The organism is Polaromonas sp. P1_E3 (assembly GCF_056405935.1).
In genome coordinates this window covers 1-1,559 of record NZ_JBFUBD010000535.1, presented here as the reverse complement: position 1 = coordinate 1,559, position 1,559 = coordinate 1, and the positions used below count along the sequence as shown (strand labels likewise).

At 59.6% G+C, this 1,559-nt stretch carries 2 protein-coding genes; both read left to right on the top strand.

Annotated features, from left to right (window positions below):
* Positions 1 to 1,105, top strand: a 1,105-nt coding sequence (locus AC1D0Z_RS21405; protein ID WP_477660169.1) for a 30S ribosomal protein S1, incomplete at its 5' end; no start/stop codon positions are given.
* A gap of 63 nt (positions 1,106 to 1,168) precedes the next feature.
* Entirely contained in the window at positions 1,169 to 1,483 is a 315-nt protein-coding gene (locus AC1D0Z_RS21400) for an integration host factor subunit beta (protein WP_348043247.1), read from the top strand.
* Positions 1,484 to 1,559: the final 76 nt, after the last annotated feature.

The window sequence follows — 1,559 nt, the reverse complement described above, 5'->3', positions numbered from 1 at the left end:
CGTCAAGGGTGTGGTCAAGAACATCACCGAATACGGTGCATTCGTTGACCTCGGCGGTATCGACGGCCTGCTGCACATCACCGATATGGCATGGCGCCGCGTCCGTCACCCAAGCGAAGTGGTGACGGCTGGCCAGGAAATCRYSGCCAAGATCCTGAAGTTYGACACCGAAAAGAACCGTGTCTCGCTGGGYCTGAARCAGATGGGCGAYGACCCRTGGATGGGCGTGAACCGCCGTTATCCACAAGGCACGCGCCTGTTCGGCAAGATCACCAACATCGCCGACTACGGTGCGTTTGTGGAACTCGAACCCGGCATCGAAGGCCTGGTCCACGTGTCAGAAATGGATTGGACCAACAAGAACGTGGCCCCGAGCAAGCTCGTGGCGCTGGGCGACGAAGTCGAAGTCATGGTCCTCGAGATCGACGAAGACAAGCGCCGCATCAGCCTGGGCATGAAGCAGTGCAAGGCCAATCCATGGCAAGAGTTCGCACAGGAAACCAAGCGCGGTGACCGCGTCAAGGGCCCGATCAAGTCGATCACCGACTTCGGTGTCTTTGTGGGCCTGGCTGCCGGCATCGACGGCCTCGTGCACCTGTCTGACCTCTCGTGGAACGAACCCGGCGAAGCCGCGGTTCGCAACTACAAAAAGGGCCAGGAAGTCGAAGCGATCGTGCTGGCTGTCGACGTCGACCGCGAGCGCATCTCCCTGGGCATCAAGCAGCTGGATTCCGATCCGTTCACCACGTTCGTGTCGATCAACGACAAGGGCGCGATCGTGACCGGCAAGGTCAAGACTGTTGATGCGAAGGGTGCTGAAATCGATCTCGGCGAAGACATCATCGGCTACCTGCGTGCCAGCGAAATCAGCCGTGACCGCGTCGAAGACGCACGCAACGTGCTGAAAGAAGGCGACGAAGTGTCCGCAGTCGTGGTGAACGTGGATCGCAAGACCCGCAACATCCAGCTGTCGGTCAAAGCCAAGGACAACGCTGACCAGCAGGAAGCCATGGCTACCCTGAGCCAGCAGTCTTCGCGCGAAAGTGCCGGCTTGACCAACCTTGGCGCTCTGCTGCGCGCCAAGCTGGACAACAACGAAAAGTAAGGCGTTCGTGCAGCGGTGTGATGCGCCACGGGCGGATTGCATCGCTGTGCAGCTACTTTATCCATGACCCGAAGCGATCTCGTCGAAGAACTGGCGGCCCGATTCAGCCAGCTGACGCACCGTGACGCCGAATATGCCGTCAAGACGATTCTTGATGCCATGAGCGACGCACTGGTGCGCGGCCACCGCATTGAAATCAGGGGATTTGGCAGTTTTTCCATCAACCGTCGCCCCCCTCGCATGGGCCGCAATCCGCGTTCCGGTGAAAGCGTGGCCATTCCTGAAAAACGGGTGCCCCATTTCAAGCCAGGCAAGGCATTGCGGGAAGCGGTGGATGCCCGTACCCAGGAGCTCCTGGCGGTCACGGATCCGAAGTAAAGTCTTGCTGTCTTCCCTCGGTGGTCTGGCTACAATCGCGAGACCACCACGGGGGATGACCAAGTGAAATACCTCA

Excerpts from the sequence above, each read along its gene's own strand:
- AC1D0Z_RS21400 (WP_348043247.1), top strand. The coding sequence starts at position 1,169 with ATGACCCGAAGCGATCTCGTCGAAGAACTGGCGGCCCGATTCAGCCAG.